The sequence below is a fragment of the Devosia sp. CAU 1758 genome, assembly GCF_054482695.1.
Map to the genome: position 1 here is coordinate 507,072 of NZ_JBTLRJ010000003.1, position 23,757 is coordinate 530,828.

Annotated in this window: 26 protein-coding genes and 1 pseudogene; 11 read left to right on the forward strand and 16 right to left on the reverse strand. The window is 61.9% G+C overall.

From position 1 onward, the window contains the following. Nucleotides 1–285 precede the first annotated feature (285 nt). The 3 genes from ACXYMS_RS12540 to ACXYMS_RS12550 are packed head-to-tail and all read right to left on the reverse strand — an operon-like array spanning nt 286 to nt 2,146. Nucleotides 286–678, reverse strand: coding sequence for a GFA family protein (locus ACXYMS_RS12540; RefSeq protein WP_458906747.1), 393 nt, complete (start codon nt 676–678; stop codon nt 286–288). Between the two features lie 38 nt (nt 679–716). Then, nucleotides 717–1,430, reverse strand: a complete 714-nt coding sequence (locus ACXYMS_RS12545) for a DnaJ domain-containing protein (protein WP_458906749.1) — start codon at nt 1,428–1,430, stop codon at nt 717–719. After that, nucleotides 1,427–2,146, reverse strand: a complete 720-nt coding sequence (locus ACXYMS_RS12550) for a VWA domain-containing protein (protein WP_458906750.1) — start codon at nt 2,144–2,146, stop codon at nt 1,427–1,429. The genes ACXYMS_RS12545 and ACXYMS_RS12550 overlap by 4 nt, the downstream gene beginning before the upstream one ends. Nucleotides 2,147–2,282: 136 nt before the next feature. Between ACXYMS_RS12550 and ACXYMS_RS12555 the strand changes: the two genes are divergently transcribed. Then, nucleotides 2,283–3,506 (forward strand): MFS transporter, encoded by a 1,224-nt coding sequence (locus ACXYMS_RS12555; protein WP_458906752.1) that lies wholly within the window; start codon nt 2,283–2,285, stop codon nt 3,504–3,506. A 15-nt stretch (nt 3,507–3,521) separates the two neighbouring features. Here the strand turns inward: ACXYMS_RS12555 and ACXYMS_RS12560 are convergent, their stop codons facing one another. From ACXYMS_RS12560 to ACXYMS_RS12570, 3 genes are all read right to left on the reverse strand, one after another. After that, nucleotides 3,522–4,871 (reverse strand): MFS transporter, encoded by a 1,350-nt coding sequence (locus ACXYMS_RS12560; protein WP_458906754.1) that lies wholly within the window; start codon nt 4,869–4,871, stop codon nt 3,522–3,524. 97 nt (nt 4,872–4,968) lie between these two features. Beyond that, the gene (locus tag ACXYMS_RS12565) at nt 4,969–5,343 is read right to left on the reverse strand and encodes a YybH family protein (RefSeq protein ID WP_458906756.1); all 375 of its coding nucleotides are present in this window, start codon (nt 5,341–5,343) and stop codon (nt 4,969–4,971) included. Nucleotides 5,344–5,409: 66 nt separating this feature from the next. Beyond that, the gene (locus tag ACXYMS_RS12570) at nt 5,410–5,787 is read right to left on the reverse strand and encodes a VOC family protein (RefSeq protein ID WP_458906757.1); all 378 of its coding nucleotides are present in this window, start codon (nt 5,785–5,787) and stop codon (nt 5,410–5,412) included. A 184-nt stretch (nt 5,788–5,971) separates the two neighbouring features. Between ACXYMS_RS12570 and ACXYMS_RS12575 the strand changes: the two genes are divergently transcribed. Beyond that, on the forward strand, nt 5,972–6,142 hold the full coding sequence (locus ACXYMS_RS12575) for a DUF2934 domain-containing protein (RefSeq protein ID WP_458906759.1): 171 nt from the start codon (nt 5,972–5,974) through the stop codon (nt 6,140–6,142). Nucleotides 6,143–6,169: 27 nt separating this feature from the next. Here the strand turns inward: ACXYMS_RS12575 and ACXYMS_RS12580 are convergent, their stop codons facing one another. After that, complete coding sequence (locus ACXYMS_RS12580; protein ID WP_458906761.1) at nt 6,170–6,460, reverse strand: hypothetical protein; 291 nt, start codon at nt 6,458–6,460, stop codon at nt 6,170–6,172. A gap of 112 nt (nt 6,461–6,572) precedes the next feature. Here ACXYMS_RS12580 and ACXYMS_RS12585 point away from each other — a divergent pair. Beyond that, nucleotides 6,573–7,169: pseudogene (locus ACXYMS_RS12585) on the forward strand (5'-methylthioadenosine/S-adenosylhomocysteine nucleosidase); the annotation flags it as partial. A 9-nt stretch (nt 7,170–7,178) separates the two neighbouring features. Here the strand turns inward: ACXYMS_RS12585 and ACXYMS_RS12590 are convergent. Next, nucleotides 7,179–7,502, reverse strand: a complete 324-nt coding sequence (locus ACXYMS_RS12590; protein WP_458906763.1) for a hypothetical protein — start codon at nt 7,500–7,502, stop codon at nt 7,179–7,181. 102 nt (nt 7,503–7,604) lie between these two features. On the opposite strand from ACXYMS_RS12590, the gene ACXYMS_RS12595 reads away from it, so the two are divergent. Then, nucleotides 7,605–7,925, forward strand: a complete 321-nt coding sequence (locus ACXYMS_RS12595) for a hypothetical protein (protein WP_458906764.1) — start codon at nt 7,605–7,607, stop codon at nt 7,923–7,925. A gap of 90 nt (nt 7,926–8,015) precedes the next feature. Then, on the forward strand, nt 8,016–8,504 hold the full coding sequence (locus ACXYMS_RS12600) for a cell wall hydrolase (RefSeq protein ID WP_458906766.1): 489 nt from the start codon (nt 8,016–8,018) through the stop codon (nt 8,502–8,504). 3 nt (nt 8,505–8,507) lie between these two features. On the opposite strand, the gene ACXYMS_RS12605 is transcribed toward ACXYMS_RS12600, so the two are convergent. The 4 genes from ACXYMS_RS12605 to ACXYMS_RS12620 all read right to left on the reverse strand — a co-directional run bounded on the left by ACXYMS_RS12605 (nt 8,508) and on the right by ACXYMS_RS12620 (nt 12,176). Further along, nucleotides 8,508–9,029, reverse strand: coding sequence for a DUF2076 domain-containing protein (locus ACXYMS_RS12605; RefSeq protein WP_458906767.1), 522 nt, complete (start codon nt 9,027–9,029; stop codon nt 8,508–8,510). Between the two features lie 57 nt (nt 9,030–9,086). After that, on the reverse strand, nt 9,087–9,359 hold the full coding sequence (locus ACXYMS_RS12610; RefSeq protein WP_458906769.1) for an EscU/YscU/HrcU family type III secretion system export apparatus switch protein: 273 nt from the start codon (nt 9,357–9,359) through the stop codon (nt 9,087–9,089). Then, nucleotides 9,356–11,338 (reverse strand): flagellar hook-length control protein FliK, encoded by a 1,983-nt coding sequence (gene fliK, locus ACXYMS_RS12615; protein WP_458906771.1) that lies wholly within the window; start codon nt 11,336–11,338, stop codon nt 9,356–9,358. Before fliK ends, ACXYMS_RS12610 begins: the two co-directional genes overlap by 4 nt. A 94-nt stretch (nt 11,339–11,432) precedes the next feature. Next, entirely contained in the window at nt 11,433–12,176 is a 744-nt protein-coding gene (locus ACXYMS_RS12620; RefSeq protein WP_458906773.1) for a glycosyltransferase family 2 protein, read from the reverse strand. A 248-nt stretch (nt 12,177–12,424) separates the two neighbouring features. Between ACXYMS_RS12620 and ACXYMS_RS12625 the strand changes: the two genes are divergently transcribed. Together ACXYMS_RS12625 and ACXYMS_RS12630 are read left to right on the forward strand one after the other, a co-directional pair. Then, nucleotides 12,425–13,126 (forward strand): FecR family protein, encoded by a 702-nt coding sequence (locus ACXYMS_RS12625; RefSeq protein ID WP_458906774.1) that lies wholly within the window; start codon nt 12,425–12,427, stop codon nt 13,124–13,126. Between the two features lie 121 nt (nt 13,127–13,247). Then, the gene (locus tag ACXYMS_RS12630; RefSeq protein ID WP_458906776.1) at nt 13,248–14,063 is read left to right on the forward strand and encodes an ion channel; all 816 of its coding nucleotides are present in this window, start codon (nt 13,248–13,250) and stop codon (nt 14,061–14,063) included. Between the two features lie 5 nt (nt 14,064–14,068). Here ACXYMS_RS12630 and ACXYMS_RS12635 read toward each other — a convergent pair whose 3' ends face one another. From ACXYMS_RS12635 to ACXYMS_RS12650, 4 genes are read right to left on the reverse strand one after another with little or no spacing between them, the layout of a single operon-like run. Next, nucleotides 14,069–16,798, reverse strand: coding sequence for an ATP-binding protein (locus tag ACXYMS_RS12635; RefSeq protein ID WP_458906778.1), 2,730 nt, complete (start codon nt 16,796–16,798; stop codon nt 14,069–14,071). 1 nt (nt 16,799) lies between these two features. Then, the gene (locus ACXYMS_RS12640; RefSeq protein WP_458906779.1) at nt 16,800–17,003 is read right to left on the reverse strand and encodes a hypothetical protein; all 204 of its coding nucleotides are present in this window, start codon (nt 17,001–17,003) and stop codon (nt 16,800–16,802) included. Between the two features lie 13 nt (nt 17,004–17,016). Then, nucleotides 17,017–17,400 carry a response regulator transcription factor gene (locus ACXYMS_RS12645; protein ID WP_458906781.1) on the reverse strand — a complete coding sequence of 128 codons (384 nt, stop codon included), beginning with the start codon at nt 17,398–17,400 and terminating at the stop codon, nt 17,017–17,019. 58 nt (nt 17,401–17,458) lie between these two features. Further along, a complete protein-coding gene (locus tag ACXYMS_RS12650) occupies nt 17,459–19,087 on the reverse strand; it encodes a helix-turn-helix domain-containing protein (RefSeq protein ID WP_458906782.1) in 1,629 nt (542 codons plus the stop codon). Between the two features lie 190 nt (nt 19,088–19,277). Between ACXYMS_RS12650 and ACXYMS_RS12655 the strand changes: the two genes are divergently transcribed. The 4 genes from ACXYMS_RS12655 (at nt 19,278) to ACXYMS_RS12670 (ending at nt 23,746) form a co-directional block, all read left to right on the forward strand. Further along, nucleotides 19,278–20,636, forward strand: coding sequence for a substrate-binding protein (locus ACXYMS_RS12655; RefSeq protein WP_458906784.1), 1,359 nt, complete (start codon nt 19,278–19,280; stop codon nt 20,634–20,636). Between the two features lie 164 nt (nt 20,637–20,800). Continuing rightward, nucleotides 20,801–21,832 (forward strand): branched-chain amino acid ABC transporter permease, encoded by a 1,032-nt coding sequence (locus ACXYMS_RS12660; protein WP_458906786.1) that lies wholly within the window; start codon nt 20,801–20,803, stop codon nt 21,830–21,832. Between the two features lies 1 nt (nt 21,833). Further along, on the forward strand, nt 21,834–22,970 hold the full coding sequence (locus ACXYMS_RS12665) for a branched-chain amino acid ABC transporter permease (RefSeq protein ID WP_458906787.1): 1,137 nt from the start codon (nt 21,834–21,836) through the stop codon (nt 22,968–22,970). Between the two features lie 11 nt (nt 22,971–22,981). Continuing rightward, the gene (locus ACXYMS_RS12670) at nt 22,982–23,746 is read left to right on the forward strand and encodes an ABC transporter ATP-binding protein (RefSeq protein ID WP_458906789.1); all 765 of its coding nucleotides are present in this window, start codon (nt 22,982–22,984) and stop codon (nt 23,744–23,746) included. The last annotated feature ends 11 nt before the right edge of the window (nt 23,747–23,757 follow it).

Sequence of the window (23,757 nt, forward strand, 5' to 3'; positions counted from 1 at the left end):
GAGCGCTACGCGCGAATGGCTAGCGTCCCGAGGCCGCTTTCGTCTCGCTTTTTTATCCATCCAGGGATGCAAGCCGCCTCGGGACTTCGCTCTTCGTCATCCCGCAGGCCCCGTGGCCGGGCGGCGCCTCTGCTCGCCCTCCCGCCGTTCCTGCGTCTGGGCCTCCGGCGTATCACCATCAGCAACCATTCGGGATCCCGCTCCATGGCCATCCGCAATGACCTCATCGGAGGCCTCCCCGGCGCCGGCAGGACCTCTGTCACCCCCGCGCTGGACCACACGGCCCTAGACCTGATGTCGCCCCGCCCCCTCGCGGTTCCGCGCGAAGCCCGTCATCCCGGAAAATTCGGGCAACCACGCCTCTCGCCGCTGCGTCCAGTTCTCATAGCTGGGCACGAACTGGTCCGGCGCATCCAGCGCGCCAAGATGCACCTCCACCTCGTCGCCGCTCCGCGCAAACACCGATGAACCGCATTCAGGACAGAAACATCGTCCCTGGTAATCGCGGAACCCGCCCGCGATGGTCACCGCTTCCTCCGGAAAGATGGCGGCCGCATAGAACAACGCCCCATGATGCTTGCGGCAATCGAGGCAGTGGCAAATCCCCACGCGATATGGCTCACCTCGCGCCACCAGTTGAAGCTTGCCACAAAGGCATCCGCCATGGACCGTCTTCATGCAATCTCCCCCAACCCGCTCGCAGGCACGCCGCCGCATCACCGCCCCAGCAGCAGGTCGCGGGCCTCATTGATCTTGGCGGCGAGGAATTCCGAACCGCCATGGTCCGGGTGCACCCCCTTCATCAATTCGCGATGCGCCGCCTTGATGTCCTCGTTGCTGGCTCCCGGCTTCAGCCCCAGCACGGCATAGGCTTCGGCCACCGGGTCGCCCCCATTGCCATTCGAAGCGCCCTGCCCGCCATCTGCACCACCAGCAGTCCCGGAAAAATATTCGCGCCATCCGGCGCGATTGGTGTCGAGCCAGCTTTCGAGCAGATTGACGCTCTCGGCGTCATGCCCGATCTCCTCGATCAGCGCCCGCGTTTCCGCCTCGCCCAGATCCATCAGGTCCCAGCCGGCGAACTGCCCGTCCACAATCCGGCCGCCCAGTTCCCCGGTATCGTGATCCAGCTCCATCGCCAGGTAGCGGCTCTTCACCTTGGAGACATTGCCTCCGCCATGGCCACCAATGCTGTCGAAGGAGAACCGCCCAAGTTGTCCGCGCAGCAGCACCGAAGCGGCCACCGCGCCCAGGATCATGGCGATATCTATGCGCCGGAACAGCAATGCCGCGGCCGCGATGATCGCCGCACCACCACCCACGATCCAGCGCAGGCTTTGCATCACCACCCGGCGGTCCATGTTGCGCAGGGCATAGACAAGCCAGAGCGCACCCAGGAGGCCCAGCGCCACGAGAAAAATCCAGCTCATCGTCCCTCGATCTGCAACAGCAGGTTCCGCGCGGCCCCGCTGGTCTGTAGCTTCAATTGCGCCCGCCCGCCACTGGCATAGGCGGCCACTGCCCTCAGCAGGTCGGCCAATTGCTGCGGCGCCGAACTATCAAAGCGCGCATAGGCACCCTTGGACAGCCGGGCGAATTCACGGAACGCCGCCTCGACCCTGCTGTCATGCCCTTCCTGGAACACGAACAGGGGAAGCCCCATCAACCCCAGTTCACCAGCCTTGGCGCAGAGCGCATCGACATTCTCCTCGATGGCATCGCCGACAAAGACCACGGCGTGAATACGCCGCTTCCGGTGTTCGTCCCGCGCATGGGAGAACACCTTGCCGATCTGCGTGTTGCCGCCCTGGCAGGAAATCTTGCTCATCACCCGCGCCAGCGCCTTGGCGTCCAGCACCCATTTTGATGCCCGGCATTCGCCCAGCCCCCGAAAATAGATCAGTTGCACCTGCAACGCCGCGTCTTTGGGAATGGCGTCGAACATGCCCGCCTGCAACGACATTGCCATGTCCCAGGTCGGCTGCCGGCTCATGGTCGCGTCCATGGCGAACAGCAACCTGCCATCCTCGCCGGCATTGGGCCGCGCCAATTGTCCCACCTTCTTCACAAAGGCGGCGACTTCGTCCCGAACATCACTCTTCGGAGCAATGGCGTCTCCCCGCCGGGTCGGATTCTTTTCACTCATCCTCTGAATATGTGGCCCACCGGCGGTCCCGGCAAGCCAGGCACCGGATTGCCTCGATAAATTTCACTTGCTCGTGTCGAACCACCGCAGCTTCAACCGTCGCGCAGGCGTAATCCTGCAAGGAGGGATCTTCCAAATGGAACGACACTATGGCTGGGTGATCGTCGCCGCGGGCGCGGTGATCACCTGTCTGGCAATGGGCGCCATGTTCGCCCTGCCCGTCTATCTCCAACCCATGGCCGACGAAACCGGCTGGACCCGCGCCGGCATTTCCGGCGCCATGACCGTGGGCTTCATCGTCATGGGCATGGCCGGCTTCTTCTGGGGCACGCTGACCGACCGTATTGGCGCCCGCCCCGTGGTGCTGGTTGCCGCCTTGATGCTGGGTCTCGGCCTCTTCATCGCCAGTCGCGCCGACAATCTCCTGATCTTCCAGTTTGCCTATGGCGGCTTGGTCGGCGCGTCAGGCGGCGCCTTCTTCGCCCCGCTCATCGCCACCACGCTGGGCTGGTTCGACAAGCACCGGAGCCTGGCAGTGTCGCTGGTGTCGCTGGGCGGCGGCGTTGCTCCCATGGTGATTACGCCGCTCGCCACCGTGCTGATCGAGAACTACGGTTGGCGTGACGCCATGATGTTGACTGCGATTGCTGCCACCTGCCTGATTATCCCTGCTGCCTTCCTGATCCGCCGAGCGCCCGAGGCCATGGCAGCCTCGCCGAGCCCGGCAAGCGATGTCGCACCGGCCGAGCCTCGGCCCACCAATATCGGCGCACTGTTCCGCAAGCCGCAATTCTTCATCTTGGCCGGCGTCTTCTTCCTCTGTTGCGGCGCCCATTCCGGCCCGATCTTCCATACCGTCAGCTACGCCATGCTCTGCGGCGCCTCTGCCTTGGCCGCGGCCAGCATCTACAGCGTCGAGGGCTTTGCGGGCCTGTTCGGGCGTGTCTTTTTCGGCATGCTGGCCGACCGGATCGGCGTCAAACGCGTTATCATCGGTGGCCTCGTATTGCAGGCCGTGGGCATCTATGCCTATATCTATGTCAGCGAGTTGACGCATTTCTACCTGCTGGCCGTAGTGCTGGGCCTGGTCTATGGCGGCGTGATGCCGCTCTATTCCGTGCTGGCACGCGATTATTTCGGCCCCAAGGTCATGGGAACTGTGCTTGGCGGCATCACCATGACATCGTCAGTGGGCATGGCCTTCGGCCCGGTTGGCGGCGGCTATCTCTTCGATACCTTCGGCGACTATCACTGGCTCTATGTCGCCTCGGCGGCCATTGGCCTGGCAGCGGCCATGCTGGCGCTGGCTTTCCCGCCCAAGACCGAGGAGGCTACGCCGACAGCGGCGTTGCCGGCGTAACGGTTTGGTTACCGATCAGGCGGGGCTGGCGACAGCCGCCTCGCCATCCTTCCCATCATCGCCCTTGCCTGCTGCATAGGCCGCCGACAACTCGCGATAATAGCGCGAGTTGAAGGCGATGATGGTGACGATCAGGCCGATAAAGCCCGCCACTGTGAACACCAGCGCCATGCCGCGATCCGGCCCGGTTCCGAACCAACTGCCGATCGCGTCAGCGCCAGCCCCGTCAGTCATGAAGGGGATCACCATGAATTGCGTCAGTGGCCCGATCATGAAGGCAGTAAGCGGCGACGCCGACTGCTCCACCGACTGGGCGAAGCCGAAGACCCGGCCTTGCCGTTCCAGCGGCACCACCTTTTGCAGCGTCGTATGCTCGGCCGCCTCGGCATAGGGGCCCAGGAACATCCAGACGAAACAACCCGCCGCCAGCAGCCAGAACGAGGACTGGACGGTAAAGACGCAGCAGACCGACCAGGTGATCAGGTTGACCATCAACAGCGTCTTGAGCGGGTTCTTGCCCAGACCGGTCTTTGAAATGACGATGCCCGAGGCGATGAAGGCCACCGACAGTACACCAAAGGTGAGGCCCCACATCTCGACCGGCACCAGCGACAGTCCATAGGCATCGAGCAACGCCATGAACACGCCGCCCAGGAAATTGTTGAAGCAGGCAAAGAAGATCAGCGCGAACAGGCCCGGCACGGCGGCGATCACCTTGATCGTTCCGGCAATGTCCACCCGCTTGGGTTCGCCCGGATTTTCGGCTGTCGGCTCGACCCGGCCCTCATCGATCCTGACTAGGCTGAGGTCGAGAAAGACCAGGATCGTTGCGGCCAGCGCCAGCACCATGACCCCGAACATGCCAGTATAGGCCACCAGAAACCCCGAGATGACCGAGGTGGTCAAAAAGCCGATGCCGCTGACCATGCCCACAAGCCCGTTCGCCTTGTCGCGGACATCCTCTGGGATGAGGATGGTCACCAGCGTTGGCAGGGCAATTGAGCGGATATTGCCGGCGATAACGCCCAGCATCACCACGAGGATGAATATCCACAGATAGGGACCATAGGGGTCGGTAAAGGCCCCCTCCGGCTCCAAAAGGACCAGCGCGAGCCCGATGGCATAGAGGATGGCCGAGACCACGCTCGACCCCAGCATGGCCATCTTCTTGGCATTGTGGTCGACGATGGAGCCGAACCAGAACCCGAACCCGGCGGTGAAAACGAGATACACGCCAGCAATCATGCCGGTTGCAAACACCGAATGGGTTTCAAGGAACACCCAGAAGGTAACGGCAAACCAGACCGTGAAATTGGTGACATTGGCGACAAGGTTGTTCGCGAGAATGCGATGAAACGGCTTCATGGCAATTGTCCAAAATTTCGGGCCGGCGAGAGACACTAAGCGTCCGGCTGTTGATGCTCAATGATTATCAGGAGGCGATGACAGGACATGTCAGCGTCTACTCGATCCCGGCGGCATAGCTGTGGTGCTCGTGGGCAATCAGCCAACGCCCCTCCTGCTTTCGCAACCCGACGGTCAGCCGCAATGGCCCGTCGTTTATGGTCAGGATGGCGGTAACGAAAGCCACCCGCTTATCGGCGGTTACGGTCATGTCCCGGATATTGAACGAACCCGGCCCGCCCCTCGAATATTGAAAGAACAGGTCCCAGGTCTCCCGATAGGCAGCAAGGCCCACGCTTTGCAGCGGCTCGGGCACGTCGAACATGATCATGTCATCGGTATGGTTTGCGAGGATGCGAGGCATGTCTATGCACCTGACGGCGTCGGCCCACTCTTCCAGCAACTCTCGGATAGTCTTTTCATCGGCTGTCATGGCACGGCTCCTCTGGTTCACTGGCCTGACGACGACGGGTGCCCCGAGGTTTCGACACGGCCTGGTTCAAATGACCTGTGCAAGCTCCCACACATGCCCGGCCGGATCGGCAAAGGCTGCCGTCCTGCGGCCCCAGGGCCGGTCAATCGGGCCGTTCAGCAAATCCACGCCCCGGCCCGCCAGCCGCTGGCATTCGGCATCGACGTCCTCGACTCTGATGGTCAGCAGCATGCGCACGCCGCTACCGCCGATTGGACGCGGCGCAACCAGCGTCGGTGCTTCGCGCTCAGCCAGGAGGTTGATCATCGTGCCCGAGAACCCGAAGACCGCCGAAACGCCGTCGGCATAGACCACCTTCACCGCAAAGACCCGCTCATAGAAGGCACGGGCCGTGGCGATGTCCGGAACGAACAGGGTGACAACTTCGAAATTCGACAGGCCCATGGCAATCCTCCGCTGGATCTCCTCAACGACGATCCGGAGGCGAGAATTTCGACAGGGAGTGGTCAGGACCCTCCGCTGGAGCGCAATTCATGGCGGCCATGCAACAGCGCAACACCCCCGTTTACGGTCCATAAACCATAGTCGCGCAGGCTCATGCCCGCATCCGCCATCAAGGAGCGCAGCAATGCACGAACAGATTCAGAACCGCGCCTATGCCTTGTGGGAGGCCGATGGCCGGCCCGAAGGCCAGGATCAGGCCTTTTGGTTCAAGGCCATGAGCGAAATCGCGGCCGAAGCGGTAAAGACCATCAAGCCACCCGGCAAGCGTGCCCCGCGCGTGAAAAAGGCCGCCTGAGGCGGCCCTATCTGCCGGTCGCCGCACTTACCAAGTGCGCGGCCAGTAGAGATCGTCGGTATAATCGAGCGGGATTGGGGACAACCTCGCCAGCGCTTCGCCAGCCAGGTCGATCTGGCGACACATCTGTACGATGTGTTCCGGCACCGGTCGGTCGGTTACATACTGGCGAAAGTGCCACTCATCGAGCTTGAGCAGCGCCTTGCGCCGGCGGGCCTCGTTCTCGACCGCATCGGCGTCGATGATCGGTCCGGTTCCTTGGGCGCGAGCTCCCGGCTCGCCCCATTGGCGTGTATCCTCGATAACTGCGAAGCGCATTTCTTGCTGATCCAAACGTCCGCGGCTTTCTGCCACGGTCCGTTCTCACTCTACCCCGCGGCTGGTTACGGAACTGAAAATGGGTCTGTGACAAGACCGGCGGCATGCTAGGCTTGCACCCATGTCGATCCTCTATCTCATGGCAGCCGAACTCGAATTCGGCCCCCATTTGCGCGCCCGCATACAGCCGATCATGGTTGGCGTCGGCCCCGTGGAAGCGGCCGTGAACACGACGCGAGCCTTGGCGGACCGGCGCGGAAACCTGCCCGGACTTGTCGTTTCCCTTGGTTCGGCCGGTTCTCGGCGGCTGGAGCAATGCGGCGTTTACCAGGCCGTTTCCGTCAGCTATCGCGACATGGATGCGTCGGCCCTGGGCTTTCCGAAGGGCGTGACACCGTTTCTCGACCTCCCGCCTACCCTGCCGCTTAGCTCCCTGGTGCCCGGTCTGCAACCCGCCACACTGTCGACCGGTGCGAATGTCGTCTCGGGAACAGCCTATGATGCCATTGCCGAGGACATGGTCGACATGGAGACCTATGCAATAATGAGGGCGTGCCAAACTTTTGCTGTGCCGCTCCTGGCGCTGCGCGGCATATCGGACGGCAAGGCGGCCCTAGGCCAGATGGCGGACTGGACGCAATATCTGCACATCGTCGATGAACGACTTGCCGCCGCCATCGATCGTGTCGAGGTGCATCACCGGTCCTGACGCCGAGGTTTACTTCTTGTGTCGATTGCGGTCCCGCCGGGAGCGCTGCCAGCCGGTCCACCAGCGGCCGCCGCGCAAGACAGCGGTGTTGACCGGCCCTTGCAGGAAGATCAGATCGAGCGCGAGCAGCAGCAGGCCCAGTGGCAGCATCCAGATGCCGAGCACCGGCAGGAAGCTGAATATGCCGCCCAGCACAAGGAGAACACCGAGCGGAATCCGTACCCAGCGGGCCTCAGGACGGCGAACCCGGGCCAACCAGCCCGCCGCCAGGCCCGGAATCCTGCGTTCCAGACGGTCAAACAGCCTGTTCAGCCGGTCGGCGCTTTTGCTCATCAAATTCCTCCATCTGCTCTAGATGGCGCTTGCTCGCGTCAGTTCAAGGGCATGGAACCGCCATGGCCGCTGCGCCGTTGCCCCCCAAACACGGAGCGTTCCATGTCCCTCGATACAGTCCTGAGCCAACTCGGCATCCAGCGACACGATCCCCATAGCCTGGAAGCCCAGCTTCACGCCATGCGGCGTGAGGTCCAGCGGATCGGCAAGATTGTGTCGCACCATGCCAGCCACAATACCGATAAGTGGGGCGATCAGTTGACGGATTTCAGCCGCGACGCAGCTCGCCATACGGCGCACTTCGCCGAACTCGCCGGGGGCCAGGCCATTCGCGGCGCTCGAATAGTCCGGCGCGACCCTCTGCCCACCATTGCCCTGATCGGAACTGCCCTGCTCCTCGCCAACCTTTTCAGACGTCGGTAACCCGGCATTTACCCTCTCGCTAAGGCTTTCCTTAAGCCTGAGCACGCATTTTCGGGCTGAGCGACTTCTTTGCCACGACCCGGAATACCCATGCAGCGCCTCATCAAGTCCCTTACGCGTGTCATAGCCGCGACGATTGTAACTGCCAGCCTCGGTGGTTGCAGTCTTATGGGCGTGAATTTTACCATGGGCCAGATGAGCGAAAAGGAGTGCATGATGCGGGCCATGTATTTCGAATCCAACCGCTCCAGCGCCGATGGCATGCTTGCCGTCGGCACGGTGGTCATGAATCGCGTGAACGATGCCCGCTATCCCAAATCGGTCTGCGGTGTTGTCGGCCAGAAGAACCAGTTCGCCCAAGGCGTCCTCTCCCGCCCGATGACCGACAGTGGTGCCGTGCTCGCGTCGCAGGTCGCCGACCAGGTCATCCGCGGCGCCCGCCATTCCGGCGTGCAGAATGCCCAGCATTTCCACACCGCCGGCCTGCGTTTCCCCTACAACAACATGTTCTATGTGCTCGAAGCCGGCGGCAACGAATTCTACGAAAAGCGCGATCCGCGCAGCGGGCGCTTGCTCTAGGCGCTAGAACTCGCCGCCAATATCGAAGCCGCCCCAGTCATCGCCACCGTCAAATTCCCCGTCTGCTTCCGGTGCCTCGGGCATATCGGCAGACGTCTCTGCTGCCATTGCCGGCCCGGAAAACATCCCCGCAATTGCAGACCCGAGCAAGACGCCGCCGGTGACACCCAACGCCGTTTGCGCCGCACCGGCGAGAAAGCCGCCGCCATCCCGCCGGTCCCCCGGTCCCGACCGCCGCTGCTGCTGGCGCTCCGGCTCGTCGCTACCGAAAATGCTGCCCAGGAACCCGCCCCGGCTGCGCTCCAGCTCGGCTTCGACATCAGCCAGTCGTGCCTGCTGGTCCCGCAAGGCGGCTTCCTGCACCACAATGGTCTGGGCCATATAATAGGCAAGGGCCGGATGTTCGGAGAGCCTTTGGCGGATTAGCCGCTCCGCCTCGACATCACGTGGGCCGCTCTGGCGCTCGACACGGCGCAAACGCTCAAACAGGTCTTCGATCGCGCGTTCGTCTTCTGGGCTGAGCATGGCCATCTCCATTGTCTGTACTCAGGACATGGGAAGCCAAAGTCATGTCGACAAGGTTCAGCGTCGTGTTTGCTGCAGCACATAGCCAATCACCACGGCAATGGCATCATAGAGTTCGAGCGGGATCGTATCATCCAGTTCAACCCCGCTCAGCGCTTCTGCCAGCATCGGATTGGTTTCGATGACCACGCCATTTTCCTCGGCCAGGGCGATGATTTTTTCGGCCACCAGCCCCCTGCCCTTGGCAACGACGCGCGGCGCTTCCTTGGACCCCTTTTCATAATGCAGGGCCACCGCCAGCGCGCGTTCGGGCCGGGTATCATCACTCATCGGGTTGCATCCACATAATGTCCCGCCTGCCCGGCAGGCTGGGCCTGTTGCGGCGCCGGGGCGCCCGTCCGCACCACTATTGCACCAGGGACCAGGCCGACTTCGACAATGGCGTCACGCAATCCATCCACCGCATCCGCGAGGGACTGGACGGTTTCGGCATGATCGGCCCAGAGCAGGACGCCGGTATTCCTGGCCCGCATCGAAATCTGCGCCCCGACCTCCCCCCGTTCCGCGAGGTTGATGGCAAATCGGACCTGCCAGCCACGGTCCTCCGGTTTTTCCGCATCCTTTTCGGCGTCGCGGTGGATCTGCATCTGCAGCAGGTGCTGTTGACCCCCGACCACCACCGGCAGGTCGAGACTCCACTGCGTATCAGAGCGGGGCGAATTGGGGTCGGGCAGAGAGGCATTCTGATGCAATCGAAGCCGTGACAGCGCCGCTTCGGTGCGGTCCAGCAGCAGCTTTCCCAATTCTGCGGGATCGTCCGGCAGGTCGGGCGCAACGCCATCACCGGCCCGGGCACGCGGAACCTGGCCCCGCAAGGGCGGCGCCACGCCGGACACCTGCGCGACCGGTGCCTGACTGCCCAACCAGTTCCCCAGGCTCTGCCGCAGGCCCAGCAGCGCGCTCTTGGCATCACCTGCCGCCGTCTGGCCTTGACCGGACGCCAGCAAAGCCTCCTGGAACACGCCTGATTTCTGGATGGCGGTCCTGAGCGCTGCGCCGCCAATCCCGGCTCCGTCCAGCACCACCCGCGCCGCCAGCATCTGCTGGGCTGCCTTTGCCACCGGTTCAGGCAGGCCCACCCTGCCCGCCATGGCCGACAACACCGTGGTTAATCCGACAATGCTGTCCTGCCGAGGAAGGGACTGGTGCACCATCTGCGCCAGCGCCGCCTGCGGTGTCGCAGGCATGGGCGCGGGTGCCGCGATCGGGGCGGACGGCGCATTGGTCGGTGCCGTAGAGGGCATTCCAGGCAGATTCGGAGACGGTGCGTGCTGGCCGGTCATGCTCGAAGAGACTGTCTGAGCCACCGGCGGCAAGGCCGTCGTCGCAGAACCGGTCACAGGAGTTACCCGAGGCACTCCGGCTGACGGCGCCGCTACCGCATAGGGCATATCAACCCGGGGCGGTACGGTAGCAGGCGCCACTGCAGCGACCGGCGCTGCAGGGCTCACCGGAACAGTGGGCACCGCAGGCGTGATAAGCGCCGAAGGTGACGCCGTTGGCGCTTGCAGCACGCCCGAAGATGTATGCGCGGCTGACACAGGCGCCGAAGTGACTGGCATCGCAACCTGCGGACTACCAGCCCCTGGCGGCGGACCATGGCGGGCTACCGTGCCGGTGACACGGATTGAAGGGGTTGCGCTCGGCCCCTCGGCAGCCACTGCAACGGTGGTGGCTGTCGCAGCGGCAGGCTGTGTCGGTGCCCCCTGAGGCGTGACAATGGAGGCCGCGGCCAATGCTCGCGCTGCCGGAGTGGACCCAACCTGCGCAGGCCCCGACTGCCCCCCCGAGACCGGGATGATCGGACCCGTCTGTCCCGACGGCGGAGCCGCGAGTGTCGGACTCCCAGGCGAAACCACTTGCCCGGATGGCGCCGATGCTGCGGACAGTGGCAGCGACGGACTGGACAAGGCCGCGGCTGACAATTGCACCGAAGTAGCCGGCGCCGATACGCCAGATGCGAGGGGCGACGCAGGCGCGGGAATTGTGGGCGGGCGGGCGGCCACCACTGCCAGTCGCAATTGTCCATCGGCCTGCTGCACCGAAAGCGTCAGCGTCGTGCCGATGGCTTGCCCCTCGGGCAGAGCCAGGCTGAGCACCTGCCTCCCGATCTGCACCTGCGTAGCGCCATTTCCGGACTGGCTGAGCACCCGGGCTTCCACCGTTTGTCCGGCAGCCTGCGCCAACGTGCGCAGCGTGGCGCTGGCTTGGGACAGTGCAATGGGCGGAAGCTGGGACGAGATGCTCATCTGCCGGCCGACTCCAGCCACATCATGTGGCTGGCGCAAGTTTAACGGATCGCGCCGATGGCGCTACCCTGAACCGCTCGACAGCGTTTCCAGCCTATTGCGGTCGGATGTCGGTATAATCCTTGGTCATCGGCTTGCCCTTGAAGGTCACCCAGAAGAAGTTGAGCGTATAGGTGCCCGCAGTGCGGAACACGCCTTCCTTTTCCAGCCGGCGACCGGATGTCTTCATCTTGAGCGCAAAGGTCCATTTGACCCCGCCAACCTTGGAAAGGCGCACTGCCACATCGGTGTCCTCGCCGAAGAATTCGATGCTGCGGTCATATCCGCCCACCGCCGCCCAGGCGTCGCGCTTGAAGACGAAATTGCCGCCCTGCACCACCGACCCGACCCGCAGGATGAAGCGGTTGAGCAGGTAGATGAGATAGGTCAGCCCATAGAACATGCCAATGAGCGCACGATTGTGCAGCGCCATGTCGTAATAGACATAGGGGCCGCTCAGGCACACCAGCTTGCTGTCCTTGGTGAACTCGCGCATCACCAGGTCCAGCCAGCCTGCGGGAACGATTGTGTCGCTGTCGATATTGGCGACAAGCGCATACCCTTCGCTAGCTGCGAACCCGGCATCGCGGGCATTGACCAGGCCCTTCTTGGGCTCGTCGACCACCCGCACCCCGGTATAGCTGCGAGCAATCTCGCCCGTGCGGTCCGTGGACGCATTGTTGACGACGATCACGTCGGCATCAGCGCCGGAGCGCTTGATTTCCGCCTGCACCGATTCCAGGCATTTGCCGATCAGCGCTTCTTCATTGTAGGCGGGAATGACGAAGGCGAGCTTCATGGGGGCCCCTTGCCGGCAAGTCGCTGGTTGTTGTTCAGGCAGCACATAGCGCGCTGCGCCCCCTGCGGCAACCAGGCGAACCGGTCCACCCCGGTTTCTCGTCGCAAACTGCTCAGCCTTTTGCAGCCAGTACCGTCTCTGCTAAAGTCCATGTCTGCCGGGGCAGTTCATATCCGGTTCAGCGGCATTGTTGAATGGTATTCGATATGATGAATCGGTCTTTAACTTCGCTCCTTGCAGGTCTGTTCTTGCTCTCTCCTGTCCTCGCAGCAGGCGAAGGCACTGCCGTTGGCGTCAATCCCGATGCGGTTTCCCGGCTCGGCCCCCAGGAGAAAACCCTGGTGGCTGGCACCGATGTTTCGGTGGGTGAGCGAATCGTGACCGGACCGACAGGATACGTGCAACTTCTTTTTGACGACCAGACGCGTTTGGTCGTGGGGCCGAGGAGCACCCTGGAAATCGAGACCTATCTTCTCAACGGCACCGGAGCAGACAAGTTTGCGGTCAATGCGCTGGCCGGTACCTTTCGCTTCATCTCCGGGAACAGTCCTAAATCGGTCTATTCGATCGACACGCCAACCGCCTCGATCGCTGTCCGCGGCACGAAGTTCGACCTTACCGTTGCCGGCGGCCGGGTTCTGACTACGCTATACGAGGGCGCGCTGACGCTGTGTCAGGGCAGCGCCTGCGTTGACCTGGGCAATCGGTGCGACATTGGCGTCGTGCACGATGGCACCGCCAATGTCTTTGGCTGGACCGACAACCAGCACAACGGCTTGGTGGGCAGCTTTCCGCTCGCCAATATCCAGTCCTCCTTCCTTGCAGGCTTCAGGATTTCCGGTGCCCAGGCCTGTCAGGCTCCTCCGCCGCCGTCAGGAGCAAACTCGATTCTTGGTCCTGTCACCCAGGGATCAGGCCAGAACCAAAATCAGAACCAAAACCGCAACTGACCGAAGTTTTCTAGGTTCTGCCGACCACTGCCCGCAAACATGACTAACGTGCACTCTTGAATGTCAGGGCAGAATAGTCATTTGATCCTGGCAGGGACAGCGCATGACAAAGTGACCGAGCGTGGCCGAAACCGAAAAACCAGCCGCAGCTGCCACTGATAAGCAGCGCGGCCTGAACAACCTGCGCTCAACTCTGCGCCTCCTTTATCATGGCCAGTCGGCCAAGGCCTTGCGTTTCCAGACAGTCATCCTGGTGGTCGATCTCGCCATCATCGCCTTCTTCATTGCTACGCCGCTCTTGCGCGACAGCGAAACCTTCCTCTGGCTGGACTATTCAATCGCAGCCTTGTTGGCGCTGGATCTGCTGGCGCGTGCGCTGGCCTCGACCCACCCCATGCGCTGGCTGCGGCAACTGCCAGTCATAATCGACATCTTCATCCTGATCACCCTGCTGGCCCCGACCTGGCTGTTCAATCTGGGATTCCTGCGCATATTGCGGCTCTGGACGCTCACCCGCACTAGCATGGTTTGGCGACCACTGGAAAAGCGCGGCCTAGGCGAGTACCGCGAAACCGTTCAGGCGGTGATCAACCTGCTTGTCTTCATCTTCGTGGTGACCGGCTTTGTTTACACCGCCTTCGCCCAGCGCCAGTCCGGCATCGTGGGCTATGTCGATGCGCTCTACTTCACCGTCACCACTATGACCACCACGGGGTTCGGCGACATTGTCCTGCCCGGCACTTTCGGCAAGCTCACATCTATCGTCGTGATGATCATCGGCATCTCGCTCTTCGTGCGCCTGGCGCAACTGATCTTCCGGCCGGCCAAGGTGAATTTTCCCTGTCCGCAATGCGGCTTGCAACGGCACGAGCCCGATGCCGTGCACTGCAAGGCCTGCGGACACTTGCTCAACATTCCCGATGAAGGCCAGGGTTAACCGGATCAGACGCTACTGGCTGATGGCGGGGCCTGCTTGACCACCGGCAGGCGAACCCTAAAACAGGCGCCCGGCAAGGGGCCTTGCACAAGCTCAAGCGATCCGTTCATTCGCGCGATGATCTGCCGGCTGATGGCCAGGCCCAAACCCGCGCCGCCCTGATCACCGCCACCTTCCACGCCGCGCCAAAATTTCTCAAAGATCAGCTTGCGGTCGGATTTCGAAATGCCCGGGCCATTGTCAGCCACGTCGACGACGAACTGCCCGGAACGCACAGTGGAACTGACACGCACGATCGGGTCATTGGCGTCATTATATTTGACCGCATTGGAGATCAGATTGATGAACACCTGGCACAGCCGGTCCCCGTCGCCTTCCACCATAGTGGTATTCGCACGGTCTCCGAATTCCACCCGCATGCCCTTCTGTCGCAACAGTGCGTCGCAGACCGCCACCGCCCGATCGAGCGCATCCTCCGCATTCACAGGCACATTGCGCCAACTGCGCTCACCCCGTTCCAGCGCACTGAGATCTAGGATTTCGTCAAGCAGCTTGGTCAGGCGCAGGCTTTCCTGGTGAATGGTGGTGATGAACCGCTGCCTCTGGCTGTCATTGAGATCACCTGGCTCCATCAGTATCTCGGAAAACGAGCGGATCGAGGTCATTGGTGTGCGCACCTCGTGGCTCACCTGGCTGAGAAATTCGTCCTTCTGGCTATCAAGCTCGAGCAATTGCGCGTTCGCCTCCTCCAGCTTGCGTGCAGTCAGGCGCAACTCCGCCGACGTCTTTTCCAGTTCCTGCGAATATTCGATGACCTGCTGGGTTTCGTCAGCCATCTGCATCATCTCTTCTAGCGACACATCGCCACCTGCAACGACCTTCGACAGCATCACATGTGCCGAGGCGGCGCCGATAGACCCTGCCAGTTCGCGCTCAAGCCGGCCGATGAATTCCGGCGTCGGATCGAGTACATCTGGCTCAACCCCTGTTTCGCGCGCAGCCGATTCGAATAGGGCCGCAGCCCGCTTCTCGCCCAGCACGCGCTCCGCCACGAAGAACAGATCATTGGCCGTGGCCGAGCCGCGCACAAAATTTCCCTGGGGAACCCCGCTCCGCCGGAACACATCGACGAATGCCGTCGCCTGAATGCGTTCAAGCGCTGAAGGACTGGTGAGGAGCGAGCCTAGGGTCAACACGAGGATATTGGTCGCGAGGCTCCAGAATGCCGCATGCGTCAGCGGATCCCACCCCTCCAGGCCGAACATGGCTTCCGGTCTCAACCAGCCGATGCCCCATGGTCCAAACTCGAGCAGGGTGGAGACACGCAGGGAGACCGACTCGAACGATGGCAGAAAACAGCACCAAGCCCAGAATACAAAGCCCACCAGAATAGCCGCCGTGACGGCCTTCAGCGATGCCTCCCGCCAGAATATGGCCGCCAACAGCGCCGGAAAGAACTGCGCAATCGCTGTGAATGAGATCAGGCCGATGGGCGCCAGCGCGTCGGAATCGCGGGTGAAGAAGAAGTAGAAGAACCCGAGCGAGAGGATGAGCACGATCGAGAACCGCCGTGCCACCAGCAGCAATCGGCTTACACCATGCCCATCCGCCGACTGCTGGCCGGCACTGAAGCGTAGGACCAGCGGCATGATGATGTGGTTCGAAACCATGATGGAGAGTGCAATGGACTCGAGGATGATCATCGAGGTCGCTGAGGAAAATCCGCCGATGAAGGCGAAGAGCGCCAGCCCGTTCTGTCCCGCAGCCAGGGGCAGCGTCAGCGCGAACATGTCGGGATTGGAGCCCTCAGGCATCACGGTTAGCCCATAGATCGCGATGGGTAGGATGAAGATGCTCATCAGCATCATATAGGCCGGGAAGGCCCACCCGGCGACGCGAAGATGGTTCTCGTCCGAATTTTCCACCACCGTAACCTGGAACTGACGGGGCAGGCAGACAATGGCCGCGATGGAGAGGACCAGCGTGGTAATCCACCGGCTGTCAAAGCTGGCGGATGTGTCCATGGCCAGCCCCATCTCCGAGGCCCGGCTGAAGATCGCATCGAGGCCCCCGCCGATATAGACGACAAAGACGCCGACGGCGACCAGCGCGGCGAGCTTCACCACTGCCTCGAAGGCAATGGCGGCCACGACGCCATGATGCTGTTCTTTGGCGTCCACATGCCGCGTTCCGAAGAGGATCGTGAACAGGGCCATCGCTGCCGCGACCCCAAGCGCCAGGCCGACGTCATCGATGCCTTTCAGGCTTCCTCGACCGAATTCGGAGGCACCGGCCACCGCCTGAATGGATGATGTCACTGCTTTGAGTTGCAGGGCGATATAGGGCGCGATGCCAACCACCGCGATACAGGTCACCAGCACCCCGAGGCGGCTGGACTTGCCAAACCGCGACGAGAGCAGGTCGGCAACCGAGGTGATCCGATGCAGGTGACTGATCCGCACCAACCGGCGCAACAGGAAGTACCAGCCGACGAAGACCAGTGTAGGACCAAGGTAAATCGTCAGGAATTCCAAGCCGCTGCGCGCAGCATTTCCCACGGCGCCGTAGAATGTCCAACTGGTGCAATAGACAGAAATGGAGAGGGTATAGACGGCAGGCGAATGAAGCCATGAGCGCTTGTTGGCGCGGGCGCGCCGGTCGCCGAAATAAGCCAGTACAAACAGCAGACCCACATAGGCAACAGAGGTCGCAATGACGAAATCGGCCGATAGCATTCTAGCTCTCGCCCTCGTCCCGGAAATCCTGTCGGTCGGGTTCGAGTAGCCGCGTCAGCAGCACGGTCCCCAGGATCAGCGCCAGCCAGACTCCGAACAGATAAACGACGATCTGCGGGACGCCGCCGATCCGGAAATCATGATTGAACAGATGCGCCACCGGCGGGACCAGCAGCAGAAACCCCGCCACCGTAAGAACGAACATGCTGCCAACGACTTTACGCCGCTCCGTCATTTTCGCCCAGCAATTGACGGACGGCGCCCACGACCTCGGAATTGGAATAGGGTTTGGTCACAAAGCCGTCGGCTCCCAGTTCCTCGGCGATCCGCCTGTCCTGCTGTTGGCCCTTGGCAGTCAGGATCAGCACCGGGATATCCCTGGTTTCGCTTTCGGAGCGCAACTGCTTGAGAACATCGAAACCGCTCCGCTTGGGCAGCATGACGTCTAGCACCAGAATACGCGGCCGGCTCCGGCGCAAGCTTTCGAGCACCGCATCCCCATTCGTGACAGATTCCACGCTCCACCCCGCGCGACGCAGGATGAAGTCGAGTGACTCCAGAATGCTCGGCTCATCTTCGGCGATCAGAACATCGACTGCCAAAATTCCCCCCAAGATGATCCGCCGTCTCCCCACGGCGAACAGCGACACTAAATCTCAATCAGCCACGATCGCCAAGCGCAAATCCCATAGGCACCAATGCCGAGCGCAGATCAGAGCGTCCCGGCATCGGCGCGAGCGGCTCCTCCTGGCGGCTGGCACAGTCCGATCGCGTACACAGCCGACACGTCGGGCCGACCTGCACATCCGCGTCGGTGTCGGCAAGGTTGAGACCCTGCGCATAGATCGTCTGGTCGGCATGCAGCACGTTGCAAGCCAGCATGACCGATGCCATGACCGGCGGCTCGTGGAAGGCCGCGGCCCGCCGCTGAACCGTCCGCGCCACAAAGAGATAGCGCGAGCCGTCGGAAAACCGGACCACCTGGCGGATCGCCATGTCCGGCGTCCGGAAAGCGCCATAGATCGCCCAGAGCGGACAGGCATGGCCTGAATAGGGCAGCAGCAGGCCCGGAAGCGGAAAGTGCTTGGTCAGGCGCCCCGCCGGATCTGACCGAAGGAAGCCGAAAGGCACGCCCTCCTCGCCCGGTCGGCGCAGCGACACCAATCGATGTGCCACCTGCTCATAGCTGGCATTGTAAGTCTGGCGGAGTTGATCGATATCATATGACGCGGCCACTGCCGTTTCCAGAAAGCTTGAATAGGGAAATACCAGGGCGCTGGCGAGGTAGGAACCCAGCGCCCGGCGCGCCAGCCGCAGGGCTGTCGGCGAGGCAAGGGCGGCCTTTTCCAGTACACCCTCAATAGCGTCCCCCGCAGCAATCTCGCCATAGAGTCGCGCCAGTTGGAACTGCCGGGTCGCCAGTGTGGTGGCCCCCTGCAACCACATGGTCGAGACTTCCGGAAAATAGCGATACTGTCCGGGGAAGTCCCCTTGTCCGGCAGGGGGTGAACCACCGATATGGATGCGCACGCCGTGCCGTCCTTCGAGCACTTCTGTCAGCGTCTGAACGCCAAATACCCCGCCCGCTTCGATATTATGTCGCAAACGCTCCGCTGCTGCTTCCAGCGCCGGAAAGTAGTTGGCCTGCTCCACCAGCAGGTCATCGATCTCGCGGGCCGGCGAAATGCTGCGGCGGCTGGCGCTGGCATTCTCAAAGTGGCCGATGAGATTGCGCGCCACTGCCCCCAGGTTCCGAGTCTCCCGGCCGATTGAGGACACGAAACGCTGCCGCTCGCCCTCCGCAAGGTCGGTGACATCCTCGAGAATTTCCGCGCTCGAGCGCACCGCCGTGACCCCGGACAGCACCTGATGCAGCAACTGCCCTAGCAGCGGGTCGGATCGCAACCGGTCGGCATAGGCATCGGCGCTGGCAACTGCGTCGGAATAGGCGCGGTGCAGCCGGGCCAGAGCCATGGCGCTGGCGGGATATTGGGCCACCATTTGCCGCCGCTCATCGGGCTGGAATGGCAGCGACTCGATCATCGGGTCGGCATAGGCTTCTTCAAGGTCCTGTAGCAGCTTCTGCTCGGCCTGCCCTGTCAGGTCATCGAGGCTTATGTCCAGATGCATGGCCACGCGCTGCAACAGGGCGCCCCCGACGTCCCGTTTGTTGTTCTCGATCAGATTCAGATAGCTGGGCGATATGCCCACCAACCGTGCCAGGGCGGCCTGGGAAATCCTGAGCGATTTCCGCCTGTTGCTGATGCGAAACCCGATTGGCGCGCGCATGGCCACTCCCTCCCCCAACTGCGACTTGTCAACATATTGACACATTTCATCTGAGCAAAGATCAACTATTTACAATTTTTGCCAAGAATTACAATGGCCTATTGCTGTCGTTTTCAAATGTGTCGAATACTGGGCTCGCGGTGAGTGGCTGGCAATGTATCAGTCGCCCCGCGCCCAAAGGAGGAGACTTATGACAATTTTGAAAAGCGGCTTGACCAGGCGCAGGGTCCTGCAGACCGGCATGGCTGGCATTATTGGCACCGGCGTTGCTCCCATGATGTTCACCAAGGGGGCCTGGGCGCAGGAGTTCTGCAACAATCCCACCGGCGACACCGTCACCATCGGCCTGAACCTGCCTCTGACCGGCGCCTATGCCGAGGAAGGCGCAGACGAACAGAAGGCCTATGAGCTGGCCATTGCCCATCTTAACGGCGAGGGCGATGGCGGCCTGATCAATGTGATGACCCCGTCGGCACTCAAGGGCAACGGCATTCTGGGCAAGAAGGTCGGTTATGTGTCCTCTGACAGCCAGACCAAGTCGGACGTGGCCCGTGCCGGCGCCACCCGCATGATTGAGCGCGACGGCGCCATTATGATCACCGGCGGTTCGTCCTCGGGCGAAGCCATTGCCGTGCAGGGCCTCTGCCAGGAAATGGGCGTCATCTTCATGGCGGGCCTGACCCACTCCAACGACACAACCGGCAAGGACAAGCGGCGCTACGGTTTCCGCCACTTCTTCAACGCGTACCAGTCCGGCATCGGCCTGGCCCCGATCATTGTCGACAGCTATGGCACCGATCGTCGTGCCTACCACCTGACCGCCGACTACACCTGGGGCTGGACCCAGGAAGAGTCCATGAAGAACGCAACCGAGGCCCTGGGCTGGGAAACCGTCGAGGCCGTGCGCACCCCGCTTGGTGCCGGTGACTTCTCGCAGTTCCTCACCCCGGTGCTGAACTCGGGCGCAGACATACTGATCCTAAACCACTACGGCAACGACATGGTGAACTCGCTTACTCAGGCGGTCCAGTTCGGCATGCGTGACCGCCAGGCGAACGGCAAGGACTTCCAGATCGTGGTGCCGCTGTTCTCGGAACTGATGGCCAAGGGTGCCGGCGAGAACATCAAGGGCATCTTTGGCACTTCGAACTGGCACTGGAACCTGCAGGACCCCGGCTCGATCGCCTTCACCAAGTCGTTCGGTGCAGCCTACGGCTCTCCGCCGTCCCAGGCTGCCCACACTGCCTATGTCCAGACCCTGCTCTACGCAGACGCTGTGGAACGCGCGGGAACCTTCTACCCGCCTGAAGTCATCAAGGCGCTGGAAGGTCACGAGTTCGACGGCATGGGCAATGGCCGCACCCTCTACCGCGCTGAAGACCATCAGTGCATGAAGTCGGTGCTTGTTGTGCAGGGCAATGATGCCCCGACCAGCGAGTACGATGTGCTCAACGTCGTTGCCGAAATCGACCGCGAGACCACCACCTACGACGCTTCGATCTTTGGTGGCGAGCTCGGTCCGGCAGAACCCGCGCCGCTTTGCGCCTGATCCACACTGGGGGCAAGGAGCAATCCTTGCCCCCTTTCGGTTCGCCGACACCCGGCCTCGCCGGATGCTGCCGGTTATGCACCAGCATGTCCGGAACTGGTGGCAATTCCACTGGCGGCGATGCGCGATAGTCCCAGGGATTGTCGCTCCTAGCGGAGCATCAAATGTTCGAAGTCATCTTTCTGCAGTTTCTCAATGGGCTGGATAAAGGCGCTGCCTATGCGCTGATAGCCCTCGGCCTGACATTGGTGTTTGGCACTTTGGGTGTCGTGAACTTCGCCCATGGGGCGCTGTTCATGCTCGGCGCCTTCTGTGCCGTCATGTTCCGCCAGTTTCTGACGCTTGAAACCATCACCATCGACCCCACCCAGACCTCTCCCTGGGGCGCTCCGCTGGAAGTACGCACTCCGCTGGTGCAGGCATGGTTTGGCGATTTCGGTGCTGTGCTGGTCAATTACTCAGTACCGTTCTCGATCCTGATCACCATTCCGATCATGCTTGTCATCGGCATCGCGCTCGAACGCGGCATCATCAAGCACTTCTATAAGCGTCCTCACGCCGAACAGATCCTCGTGACCTTCGGGCTGGCCATCGTCGCCCAGGAAGTAATCAAGTCCATCTTCGGCCCCAATCCCATTCCCCAACCCATGCCCACCGACTTGCGCGGCGCTGCCGATATCGGCGCCTGGCTCGGCATGCAGGCCAATGTCATCACCTATCCGCTCTGGCGCCTGATCTATTTCCTGTTCTCGGCCGTCATCATCGGTGGTGTCTTTGCCTTCCTTCAGTTCACCACCTTCGGCATGGTGGTCCGAGCCGGCATGGCTGACCGCGAGACCGTTGGGCTCCTGGGCATCAATATTGACCGGCGCTTCACCATAATGTTCGGCCTTGCCGCGGTTGTCGCCGGCATGGCGGGCGTCATGTACACGCCCCTCCTGCCACCCAACTACCACCTGGGCATGGACTTCCTGGTGCTCAGCTTCGTGGTGGTGGTCGTAGGCGGGATGGGCTCGCTGCCAGGGGCCGTGGCGGCAGGCTTCCTGCTTGGCATCCTGCAGTCCTTTGCATCCATGACCCAGATCAAGGCCTTCGTCCCCGGCATCGACCAGATCATCATCTATCTCGTCGCCGTCATAATTTTGCTGGTTCGTCCGCGTGGCCTGCTTGGTCGCCGCGGTGTGATGGAGAGCTGACATGACCAATTTCATGTCCCGCAACGATCTCTTGCTATTACTGGGCTTCGCCATAGTCGTGCTGGCCATGCCTATCTGGCTCAGCCCCTTTGGCGCTGGTTATCCCGATCTGCTGCAGCGCTTCATGATCTTCGGCATCTTCGCCGTTGGCTTCAACATCCTGTTCGGCCTGACCGGCTATCTCAGCTTCGGCCACGCCGCCTTCTTCGGGGTAGGATCCTATGCAGCAGTCTGGTCGTTCAAACTGCTTACCCTGGACGCCATACCGGCAATGGTCTTTGCCGTGCTCGTCTCGGGGCTCTTTGCGCTGGTCATCGGATTTCTGTCTCTGCGTCGCTCGGGCATCTATTTCTCGATCCTGACGCTGGCCTTTGCCCAGATGAGCTACAACCTTGCCTATTCGGTGCTCACCCCGATCACCAATGGCGAAACCGGGCTGCAACTGACGCTGAACGATCCCCGCGTGCTGGACGCCGCTATCGGCCAGACCTACGTGGGCCAGCCAGTTCCAACCTTGCTCGGCCAGCAATTGGGCGGCTATGCCGGCTTCTATTTCTGTGCCGGCTTCCTCATCCTGTCGTTCTTCTTTGCCCAGCGTGTTGCCGGATCGCCCTTTGGCATGATGCTCAAGTCGATCAAATCGAACCAGACGCGCATGCAGTTTACCGGCTTCAATACCCGCCCCTATGCTCTCTCGGCCTTCGTCATTTCCGGCATGTATGCAGGTCTTGCCGGCGCATTGCTTGCCGTCACCGACCCGCTGGCCGGTGCCGAGCGCATGCAGTGGACCGCCTCTGGCGAAGTCGTTCTCATGACCATCCTGGGCGGCGTCGGTACGCTTGTTGGGCCTGTTATTGGCGCCTGGCTGATCAAGTATTTTGAGAACATCCTCTCGGCCCTCAACGATCAGATCCTGACCAGGTTCTGGAGCTTCCTACCGGAAGGCGCCGCCGATATCATGGTCAAGGTAACCGGCAAGTTCGTTGGTGACGGGTGGTTTCTCACCCTCGGATTGGTCTTCGTGCTGGTTGTGGTCTTCTTGCCCGGAGGCGTGATGGAAGGCGTTCGCCGCATCTCCGCCATGGCACGTCGCTCCCCTCCAGGCGCCCGGCCACATCAGACCCAGCCCGCTGAATAAGGACAACTATCATGGCCAAATCCAATGTTGTCCTGCACGTGGCGGACGTACACAAGCGCTTCGGAGGGCTGCACGCCCTGGCCGATATCGACCTCCAGGTCGAGGAAGGCCAAACTCACGCCATCATCGGGCCAAACGGCGCCGGCAAGTCGACCCTGCTCAATGTTATCATCGGCAAGTTGACCCCCAGCAGCGGTCAGGTCGTGTTCGACGGTGCGATCCTGACAGGACGCAAGCCCTACCAGATCAACCAGCTCGGCATTGCCCGCGTATTCCAGACGCCCGAAATCTTTGCCGACCTTTCGGTGCTGCACAATGTGATGATCCCCGCCTTCGCCAAGCGCGACGGAGCCTTCACGCTGAACATGCTCCGCTCGCTCGACAGTGAAACGCCTATCCGACAGGAGGCAGAGCACATGCTCGAGGATGTCGGCATGCTCGCTCGCGCTGATATGCCGGCGGCCAGTCTCAGCCGCGGCGACAAGCGTCGCATGGAGCTGGCCATGTGCCTGATCCAGCATCCGCGGCTCCTTCTGCTCGATGAGCCTACCGCGGGCATGAGCCGCCACGACACCAACACCACCATCGAGTTACTCAAGAAAATCAAGAGCCGCGGTATGACCAAGGTCATCATCGAACACGACATGCATGTGGTATTCTCGCTCGCCGACAAGATTTCCGTGCTCGCCCAGGGTCGCATCATTGCCGATGGCTCCCCAGACGAGGTTCGCGGCAATCCCAAGGTCCAGGAAGCCTATCTCGGGGGCGCACATTGATGAGTTCCGTA

What these genes read in the sequence shown, in the direction of transcription:
- ACXYMS_RS12655 (WP_458906784.1), top strand. Translation starts at nt 19,278, where the DNA reads ATGACAATTTTGAAAAGCGGCTTGACCAGGCGCAGGGTCCTGCAGACC.
- ACXYMS_RS12660 (WP_458906786.1), top strand. Translation starts at nt 20,801, where the DNA reads ATGTTCGAAGTCATCTTTCTGCAGTTTCTCAATGGGCTGGATAAAGGC.
- ACXYMS_RS12545 (WP_458906749.1), bottom strand. Translation starts at nt 1,430, where the DNA reads ATGAGCTGGATTTTTCTCGTGGCGCTGGGCCTCCTGGGTGCGCTCTGG.
- ACXYMS_RS12575 (WP_458906759.1), top strand. Translation starts at nt 5,972, where the DNA reads ATGCACGAACAGATTCAGAACCGCGCCTATGCCTTGTGGGAGGCCGAT.
- ACXYMS_RS12590 (WP_458906763.1), bottom strand. Translation starts at nt 7,502, where the DNA reads ATGAGCAAAAGCGCCGACCGGCTGAACAGGCTGTTTGACCGTCTGGAA.
- ACXYMS_RS12665 (WP_458906787.1), top strand. Translation starts at nt 21,834, where the DNA reads ATGACCAATTTCATGTCCCGCAACGATCTCTTGCTATTACTGGGCTTC.
- ACXYMS_RS12555 (WP_458906752.1), top strand. Translation starts at nt 2,283, where the DNA reads ATGGAACGACACTATGGCTGGGTGATCGTCGCCGCGGGCGCGGTGATC.
- ACXYMS_RS12570 (WP_458906757.1), bottom strand. Translation starts at nt 5,787, where the DNA reads ATGGGCCTGTCGAATTTCGAAGTTGTCACCCTGTTCGTTCCGGACATC.
- ACXYMS_RS12650 (WP_458906782.1), bottom strand. Translation starts at nt 19,087, where the DNA reads ATGCGCGCGCCAATCGGGTTTCGCATCAGCAACAGGCGGAAATCGCTC.
- ACXYMS_RS12580 (WP_458906761.1), bottom strand. Translation starts at nt 6,460, where the DNA reads ATGCGCTTCGCAGTTATCGAGGATACACGCCAATGGGGCGAGCCGGGA.
- ACXYMS_RS12540 (WP_458906747.1), bottom strand. Translation starts at nt 678, where the DNA reads ATGAAGACGGTCCATGGCGGATGCCTTTGTGGCAAGCTTCAACTGGTG.
- ACXYMS_RS12600 (WP_458906766.1), top strand. Translation starts at nt 8,016, where the DNA reads ATGCAGCGCCTCATCAAGTCCCTTACGCGTGTCATAGCCGCGACGATT.
- ACXYMS_RS12610 (WP_458906769.1), bottom strand. Translation starts at nt 9,359, where the DNA reads ATGAGTGATGATACCCGGCCCGAACGCGCGCTGGCGGTGGCCCTGCAT.
- ACXYMS_RS12620 (WP_458906773.1), bottom strand. Translation starts at nt 12,176, where the DNA reads ATGAAGCTCGCCTTCGTCATTCCCGCCTACAATGAAGAAGCGCTGATC.
- ACXYMS_RS12595 (WP_458906764.1), top strand. Translation starts at nt 7,605, where the DNA reads ATGTCCCTCGATACAGTCCTGAGCCAACTCGGCATCCAGCGACACGAT.
- ACXYMS_RS12565 (WP_458906756.1), bottom strand. Translation starts at nt 5,343, where the DNA reads ATGACAGCCGATGAAAAGACTATCCGAGAGTTGCTGGAAGAGTGGGCC.
- ACXYMS_RS12635 (WP_458906778.1), bottom strand. Translation starts at nt 16,798, where the DNA reads ATGCTATCGGCCGATTTCGTCATTGCGACCTCTGTTGCCTATGTGGGT.
- ACXYMS_RS12550 (WP_458906750.1), bottom strand. Translation starts at nt 2,146, where the DNA reads ATGAGTGAAAAGAATCCGACCCGGCGGGGAGACGCCATTGCTCCGAAG.
- ACXYMS_RS12560 (WP_458906754.1), bottom strand. Translation starts at nt 4,871, where the DNA reads ATGAAGCCGTTTCATCGCATTCTCGCGAACAACCTTGTCGCCAATGTC.
- ACXYMS_RS12640 (WP_458906779.1), bottom strand. Translation starts at nt 17,003, where the DNA reads ATGTTCGTTCTTACGGTGGCGGGGTTTCTGCTGCTGGTCCCGCCGGTG.
- ACXYMS_RS12605 (WP_458906767.1), bottom strand. Translation starts at nt 9,029, where the DNA reads ATGCTCAGCCCAGAAGACGAACGCGCGATCGAAGACCTGTTTGAGCGT.
- fliK (WP_458906771.1), bottom strand. Translation starts at nt 11,338, where the DNA reads ATGAGCATCTCGTCCCAGCTTCCGCCCATTGCACTGTCCCAAGCCAGC.
- ACXYMS_RS12670 (WP_458906789.1), top strand. Translation starts at nt 22,982, where the DNA reads ATGGCCAAATCCAATGTTGTCCTGCACGTGGCGGACGTACACAAGCGC.